The organism is Actinoplanes sp. NPDC048791, assembly GCF_040650095.1.
Taxonomy (GTDB): Bacteria; Actinomycetota; Actinomycetes; order Mycobacteriales; family Micromonosporaceae; genus Actinoplanes.
This window is the reverse complement of record NZ_JBEZGQ010000138.1, coordinates 5,989-12,972: the sequence shown is the minus strand read 5'-3', so window position 1 is coordinate 12,972 and position 6,984 is coordinate 5,989. Positions and strand designations below refer to the sequence as shown.

At 69.4% G+C, this 6,984-nt stretch carries 10 protein-coding genes; 7 read left to right on the top strand and 3 right to left on the bottom strand.

Annotated elements, in window-relative coordinates:
- The 3 genes from AB0C29_RS13430 to AB0C29_RS13420 form a co-directional block, all read right to left on the bottom strand.
- A partial coding sequence (locus tag AB0C29_RS13430) for an amino acid ABC transporter ATP-binding protein (protein WP_360819618.1) occupies positions 1-733 on the bottom strand: 733 nt, incomplete at its 3' end.
- 2 nt (positions 734-735) lie between these two features.
- A complete protein-coding gene (locus tag AB0C29_RS13425; RefSeq protein WP_360556230.1) occupies positions 736-1,584 on the bottom strand; it encodes an amino acid ABC transporter permease in 849 nt (282 codons plus the stop codon).
- Positions 1,581-2,456, bottom strand: a complete 876-nt coding sequence (locus AB0C29_RS13420; protein ID WP_360819615.1) for an ABC transporter substrate-binding protein — start codon at positions 2,454-2,456, stop codon at positions 1,581-1,583. The genes AB0C29_RS13425 and AB0C29_RS13420 overlap by 4 nt, the downstream gene beginning before the upstream one ends.
- A gap of 78 nt (positions 2,457-2,534) precedes the next feature.
- Between AB0C29_RS13420 and AB0C29_RS13415 the strand changes: the two genes are divergently transcribed.
- The 7 genes from AB0C29_RS13415 (at position 2,535) to AB0C29_RS13385 (ending at position 6,671) form a co-directional block, all read left to right on the top strand.
- Positions 2,535-2,798 (top strand): phosphoribosyl-ATP diphosphatase, encoded by a 264-nt coding sequence (locus AB0C29_RS13415; RefSeq protein ID WP_360819612.1) that lies wholly within the window; start codon positions 2,535-2,537, stop codon positions 2,796-2,798.
- 77 nt (positions 2,799-2,875) lie between these two features.
- A complete protein-coding gene (gene hisG / locus AB0C29_RS13410) occupies positions 2,876-3,721 on the top strand; it encodes an ATP phosphoribosyltransferase (RefSeq protein ID WP_360556233.1) in 846 nt (281 codons plus the stop codon).
- A 16-nt stretch (positions 3,722-3,737) separates the two neighbouring features.
- The gene (locus tag AB0C29_RS13405; RefSeq protein WP_360819609.1) at positions 3,738-4,187 is read left to right on the top strand and encodes a PH domain-containing protein; all 450 of its coding nucleotides are present in this window, start codon (positions 3,738-3,740) and stop codon (positions 4,185-4,187) included.
- 337 nt (positions 4,188-4,524) lie between these two features.
- Positions 4,525-5,145 carry a translation initiation factor IF-3 gene (gene infC / locus AB0C29_RS13400; RefSeq protein WP_360819621.1) on the top strand — a complete coding sequence of 207 codons (621 nt, stop codon included), beginning with the start codon at positions 4,525-4,527 and terminating at the stop codon, positions 5,143-5,145.
- Positions 5,146-5,164: 19 nt separating this feature from the next.
- Positions 5,165-5,359, top strand: a complete 195-nt coding sequence (gene rpmI / locus AB0C29_RS13395) for a 50S ribosomal protein L35 (protein ID WP_212992624.1) — start codon at positions 5,165-5,167, stop codon at positions 5,357-5,359.
- Positions 5,360-5,398: 39 nt separating this feature from the next.
- A complete protein-coding gene (rplT, locus tag AB0C29_RS13390) occupies positions 5,399-5,791 on the top strand; it encodes a 50S ribosomal protein L20 (RefSeq protein WP_184991627.1) in 393 nt (130 codons plus the stop codon).
- A gap of 73 nt (positions 5,792-5,864) precedes the next feature.
- Positions 5,865-6,671, top strand: coding sequence for an RNA methyltransferase (locus tag AB0C29_RS13385; protein WP_360819605.1), 807 nt, complete (start codon positions 5,865-5,867; stop codon positions 6,669-6,671).
- Positions 6,672-6,984: the final 313 nt, after the last annotated feature.

The window sequence follows — 6,984 nt, the reverse complement described above, 5'->3', positions numbered from 1 at the left end:
GGCCGGCCTCGATGATGCGGGCCAGGAACTGCCGGGTCCGGGCCTCGGTGGGGTCGCCCAGCACCTGCTCGGGCGGCCCGGCCTCGAGCACCCGGCCACCGTCCAGGAAGACCACCCGGTCGGCCACCTGCCGGGCGAAGCCCATCTCGTGGGTGGCCAGCACCATGGTCATGCCCTCGTCCTTCAGGCCGCGGATCATCGTCAGCACCTCACCGACCAGCTCCGGGTCCAGCGCCGAGGTGACCTCGTCGAGCAGCAACAGCCGGGGGCTGTTGACCAGGGCCCGGACGATGGCGACCCGCTGCTGCTGGCCGCCGGAGAGCCGGTCCGGATAGCTGTCCGCCTTGTCGGCCAGGCCGACCCGGTCCAGCCACTGCATGGCCTGCTCCCGCGTCTCGGCGGCGGACCGCTTGTGCACCCGTACGGGGGCCAGCGTGATGTTGCGCAGCACCGTCATGTGCGGGAACAGGTTGTACGACTGGAACACCATGCCGATCCGCTGCCGTACCCGGTCCGGGTCGACCCGCGGATCGGAGATGTCCTCGCCGTCGAGCCGGATGGTGCCGTCGTCGATGTCGGTGAGCAGGTTGACGCAGCGCAGCAGCGTGGACTTGCCCGAGCCGGAGGCGCCGATCAGCGCGACCACCTGATGCTCGTCCACCTCCAGCGACAGGTCGTCGAGCACCACGGCGGCGCCGAACGTCTTCCGGACGTGCTCGCAGGACAGCAGCATGGTCAGGCCCCCGCGGACTGGCGGCGGGCCGCGCGCAGCGTCACCCAGTCGGTGACACCGATCAACGGCAGCGCGAGCAGCACGAACAGCACCCCCGCCACGATGTACGGCGTGTAGTTGGCGTCCTGCGCGACCCCGATCTGAGCCGCGCGTACGGCGTCGATCGGGCCCGCCAGCGAGACCAGCCCGACGTCCTTCTGCAGCGCCACGGTGTCGTTGAGCAGCGGCGGGGCCACCCGGCGGATCGCCTGGGGCAGCACCACGTGGCGCATCGTCTGCCGGTACGTCAGCCCCAGCGACCGGGCCGCGGCGAGCTGGCTGGGGTGCACCGACTCGATGCCGGCCCGGAACACCTCGGCCAGGTAGGCGCCGTACGTGATCACCAGCGCGGCCCCGCCCAGCACCAGCACCCCCGGGGTGCCCTGCAGCCGCAGACCGGGGACGCCGAAGGCCATCAGGTAGATGACGATGATCAAGGGCAGACCACGGAACGTGTACGTGTAGCCGGTCGCCATTGCCCGTACCGGAAAGAAGACCGGGCCCCGCAGGGTCCGCAGCGTCGCGATCAGCAGCCCGAGCGTCAGCGCGAGCAGCGCGCAGACGACCAGCAGCCGGACGTTGAGCCAGAGTCCGTCGAGGATCTCCGGCAGCCAGCGCCAGGCCACCTCGGGGCTGAAGAACGACAGCTTGACGCGGTCCCAGCCGGGCGCGCCGGTGACCGCGACCACGAGCAGCACGCCGACGACCGCGGTCGACAGCGCCGCGAGCAGCACCGAGCGGACCGTCTGCCGTCGCCGGTAGGCGATCCGCCCGCGCTGGATCTCGGACGGCTGATGGAGCTCGGTGCTCACGAGAGCTCGGGGGCCCCGCCCGTGCTCGCCAGCCACTGCTTCTCGAGCACCGCGAGGGTGCCGTCCTGGCGCAGCTGGTCGACCGCCTGCGACACGCAGGTGGTCAACGGCGACCCGAGATCAAGAACCAGACCGAACTGCTCCGGTACGCCGACCTGCGGCAACTGGCCGACGATCACTCCGTTGTCGAGCTCGGCCGCGGTCATGTAGAACGCGGTCGGCAGGTCCACCACGATGCCGTCGACCTGGCCGTTCTCCAGGGCCGCCTTGGCGTCGTCGTTGTTGTTGTAGACCTGGGCCTTGGCGGTCGGCTTGATCAGCTCGTTGATCGCCTGGTAGCTGGTGGTGCCGACCTGCGCGCCGAGCTTCGCGCCCTTGAGCTCGGCGATCGTCTTGACGCCGGCGATCTTCGAGCCCTTGGTGGTGATGACCGTCTGCCGGACCAGGTAGTACGGCGAGGAGAAGTCGACGGCCTTGCGCCGCTCGGGCGTGATCGAGAACTGGTTGATGTCGAAGTCGAACGTCTTCGGGCCCGGCGCGATGGCGTTGTTGAACGTCACGTTCGTCCAGACCACGTCCGGCGCCTTGTAGCCGAGGCGCTCGGCGACCTGGTACGCGACCGCGGACTCGAAACCCTTGCCGTTGGCGGGCTTGTTGTCGCTGAACCACGGCTCGTACGCCGGGTTGTCGGTGCCGATCGTGAGCTTGCCGGCGGTGCGGGTGCTCAGCGTTCCGGGGGCGCAGGCGGGGCCGGAGGCGGAGGCCGACGCGCCGGCCGAGGGGCTCGCCTCGTCGGCGGGCGCGCAGCCCGCGAGGGCGGCGAGGAGTACGGCCGCGCTGCTCAGCGCGGCGACGGTGTTTCTGCTGACCATGACCGCGAGCCTAGGCCACGTCCCAACCGATGGGGTCGTCCGTCGCCATCCCGTGATGAGCTGCCACAATCGTCTCCCGTGAAGACGTTCGAAGAGTTGTTCGCCGAGTTGCAGGCGAAGGCGGCGCAGCGGACCCCGGGTTCGTCCACCGTCGCGGCGCTGGACAAGGGCGTGCACTTCATCGGGAAAAAGGTCGTCGAGGAGGCGGCCGAGTCCTGGATGGCCGCCGAGCACGAGGGGCCGGAGCGGGCCGCGGAGGAGATCTCCCAGCTGCTCTACCAGGCACAAGTCCTGATGATCGCCACCGGGCTCGAGCTCAAGGACGTGTACCGACATCTCTGATCGGTTTTGAATCGGGTTGTTTCCCGGAGGCCGAGCGTTCCTCCGCCTCAATCGAGACCGATCGAAGGAGCACGTCGATGCTGCGCATCGCCATTCCCAACAAAGGCACCCTGTCCACTCCGGCCGCCCAGATGCTGCGCGACGCCGGCTACCGCCAGCGCACCGACCCCAAGGACCTCGTCTGCCGTGACGAGGCCAACAATGTCGAGTTCTTCTACCTGCGTCCCCGCGACATCGCCACGTACGTGGGCTCGGGTGATCTGGATCTCGGTATCACCGGCCGTGACCTGCTCGTCGACTCCGGCGTGCCCGCCACCGAGGTGCTGGACCTGAGCTTCGGCGGAGCCACCTTCCGCTGGGCCGCCCCGGCCGGCGCGTTGGCCTCCGCGGACGAGATCGGCGGTCGCCGCATCGCCACCGCCTACCCGGGTGTCGTCCAGCGCTACCTCGACGAGCACGAGCTCAAGGCCGAGGTGGTCCGCCTCGACGGCGCAGTCGAGAACGCGGTGCGCCTCGGCGTCGCCGACCTCATCGCCGACGTGGTCGAGACCGGCACGACGCTGCGCCAGGCCGGCCTGGTCACCCTGGGCGAGCCGCTGCTGCGCAGCTCCGCGATCCTGATCGGCCGCGGACCGGCCGGCGACTCCGGCCCCGCGGCCCAGCTCATCCGGCGGCTGCAGGGCGTGCTGGTCGCCCGCAGCTTCGTGATGCTGGCGTACGACGTCCGGGCCGACCTGCTGGAGAACGCGACCGCGCTGACCCCGGGCATCGAGTCGCCCACCGTGTCACCGCTGCACCGCGAGGGCTGGGTCGCCGTGCAGGCGATGGTCCGCCGCAACGACGTGCACCGGATCATGGACGAGCTGTACGAGCTCGGTGCCCGCGCGATCCTGGTGACCGACATCTCCAACTGCCGGCTGTAGTGGCACAGTGGTTACCGTGACTTCCACAAGCGCGCCAGCCATCTTCAGGCCGCGGCGCATCCGCTGGGTGGCCGGCTTCTCGGCGGCTGCCGTGGTGATCCTCTTCACCGTGCTGAGCTTCGGCCTGCACGGCTCGACCGGCGACAACATGGGCACGTACCAGCGCGGCGACCAGACCGCGATGATCGGCCTCGGCATCCTGATCGGGCTGGGCATCCTGGCGTTCACCCGCCCGCGGGCGGTGGCGGACGCCGACGGCGTCAAGGTGCGCAACGTGGTCGGCGGTTACGACCTGCCCTGGACGGCGGTGCGGGCGGTGCGCTTCGACCGCAACTCACCCTGGGCGACGCTCGAGCTGCACGACGACGAGACCGTGTCGGTCCATGCGCTGCAGGCGGCCGACAAGGAGTACGCCGTGGAGGGCGTTCGCGCACTTCGCGCCCTCCATTCGGCGGCGACTTCCTGAGCTGGTAGACTCGCCCGGTAGTCGACCACGCCTCTCGTCATGAGGGGCGCGAAAGAGGAGCCCGCTGGTTCCCACCCCGTCGCCCCTGAGGTGGCTGGGTCCGGTCAACCGCTCCGGGAATATCCCGGTGTCGGTGTGCGTCCTCATGGACGCCGATGACCGGTCGAGCGGGCCCTGGCATTCGTGCCGGGGCCTTCTGCTTTCCTCGGCGCCCTGCTGAAGTGGGCGTGAGAGGGCCGACCGACATTGGCAGTGCTTCCCCACAGCCGGAGAACCGGTGCCGGGGAGGACATCCACTAGATCGTTCTGAGGAGGCCCCATCAGCGTCGAACCACGCATTAACGAGCAGATCCGGTCGAGGGAAGTCCGGCTGGTCGGCCCCGAGGGTGAGCAGGTGGGCATCGTCCCGCTGGAGCGCGCCCTGCAGCTGGCCGCGGACGTCGATCTGGACCTGGTCGAGGTAGCGCCGATGGCGCGCCCGCCGGTGTGCAAGCTCATGGACTTCGGCAAGTTCAAGTACGAGAGTGCACTCAAGGCGCGCGAAGCCCGGCGCAACCAGCAACAGACCGTCATCAAGGAAATGAAGCTTCGGCCGAAGATCGACCCGCACGACTACGAGACCAAGAAGGGTCACGTGGTCCGGTTCCTCAAGGCGGGCGACAAGGTCAAGGTGACGATCATGTTCCGTGGTCGCGAGCAGAGTCGCCCCGAGCTGGGTTTCCGGCTCCTGCGCAGGCTCAGCGAAGAGATCTCGGAGCTGGGCTTCGTCGAATCCAGTCCGAAGCAGGACGGCCGCAACATGATCATGGTCCTGGCTCCGCATCGGGCGACCAAGGCTGCTGCCGCTGCCGTCATCGCCGCCAACGCGCGCCCGTCCCGCGAGCCGCGTGAGGGCGAAGAGGCCGAGGCACCGCCGGCCGAGGCTGCTGCCGACACCAGCGCCGTAACCGCAGAGTAATCAGAAAGAGGCGTTCCGAGTGCCGAAGATGAAGAGCCACACCGGCATGGGCAAGCGGGTGAAGATCACCGGTAAGGGCAAGATCGTGCGTGAGCTGGCCGGCAAGCGCCACCTGCTCGAGGGCAAGTCCTCGCACGTCACCCGCCGGATGACCGGTACGGTCGTGGTCTCCAAGGCCGACACCCCGCGAGTCAAGAAGATGCTGGGCCGCTGACGCGCGCGCCACACACGTTCCCCTGTTAGGAGTACAGAAATGGCACGCGTCAAGCGGGCAGTGAACGCCCAGAAGAAGCGCCGTACGCTGCTGGAGACTGCCAGTGGCTACCGCGGACAGCGCTCGAGGCTGTACCGCAAGGCCAAGGAGCAGGTGCTGCACTCGATGCAGTACGCGTACCGCGACCGCCGTGACCGCAAGGGCGACTTCCGCCAGCTGTGGATCACGCGCATCAACGCGGGCGCACGGGCCAACGGCCTGACCTACAACCGCCTGATCCAGGGCCTGAAGCTGGCCGGCGTCGAGGTGGACCGCAAGATCCTGGCCGACATGGCCGTCAACGACGCCGCCTCGTTCGCGGCGATCGTCGAGATCGCGCGGGCCGCGGTGGCGGCCGAGGGCACCGGCGGCGCCGCCGCTCAGGCTGCCTGATCGTCAGCACTTTTTCGGGGCGTCTTCCGGGTGACCGGGAGGCGCCCCGATGCTGTTCCCTCCAGGAGGACACGTGACCTTCACTCCCCGCACCCCCAGGGTCGTCGCGGCCCGGCGCCTGCAACGCCGCCGCGACCGCGACCAGACCGGCCGCTTCCTCGCGGAGGGCCCCCAGGCGGTGCGATCCGCGCTGGCCGCGGGGGTCGTCCTGGAACTCTTCGGTACGGACGCGGCGCTGACCCGGCACGCCGACCTGGCCGCCCAAGCGCCAGTTGTATCCCCGGTGACCGACGACGGCCTCGCGGCGCTGGCTGAGACGGTCCAGCCGCAGGGTCTGGTGGCTGTGTGTGAGCAGTTGGACGTGCCGCTGGCCGAAGCGTTGTCGAAGGGTCCGCGCCTGGTGGCCGTCGCCGCCGAGATCCGCGACCCCGGAAATGCGGGGACGATCCTGCGCACCGCCGATGCCGCCGGTGCTGCCGCAGTGATCTTCGCGGGTGATGCGGTTGATCCTTACAACGGCAAGTGCGTGCGGGCGTCGGCGGGCAGTCTCTTCAACGTTGACGTGGTCCGGGCTCCGCTGGGGGTGGTCGACGAACTGCGGGACTTCGGGATGCAGGTGCTGGCCACGACCGGCTATGGCGAGGATGACCTGGACTCTCTGCTGGACGATGGTTCGTTGGCTGGACCGACGGCGTGGTTGTTCGGGTCGGAGGCTCATGGTTTGCCGGAGGATCTGGTGAAGGCGGCCGACAGGCGGGTGCGGATCCCGATTTATGGCGGCGCGGAGAGTTTGAATTTGGCGGCGGCTGCGGCGGTTTGTCTCTACGCCTCGGCCCGTGCGCATCGGCGGCCGGCTGGCGGCCACAGCGTGACCGTTTAGCCGCGTGGCCGCGTAGCCGGGTGGCTGGGTGGCCGCGTAGGCGTGGCCGCGTGACGACCGAGGGGATCCGGCCGGCGGCTCACCGTCCCGAACCATGACGTGACGAGGTGATCGCGTGGACCCGCGTGATCGCGTGGACCCCGTGGGCGTGGACCCGCTCGGCGCGTGACCCGAGTGACCGCGTTGACCCGTGACTCGCATGGGCGCGTGAACTCGAGTGACCGCGTTGACCCGTGACTCGCTTGGGCGGGTGACCCGTCTTGACCCGTGACCTGCGTGGGTGCGTGATCCGCGTAGCCGCGTGACCGCGCTG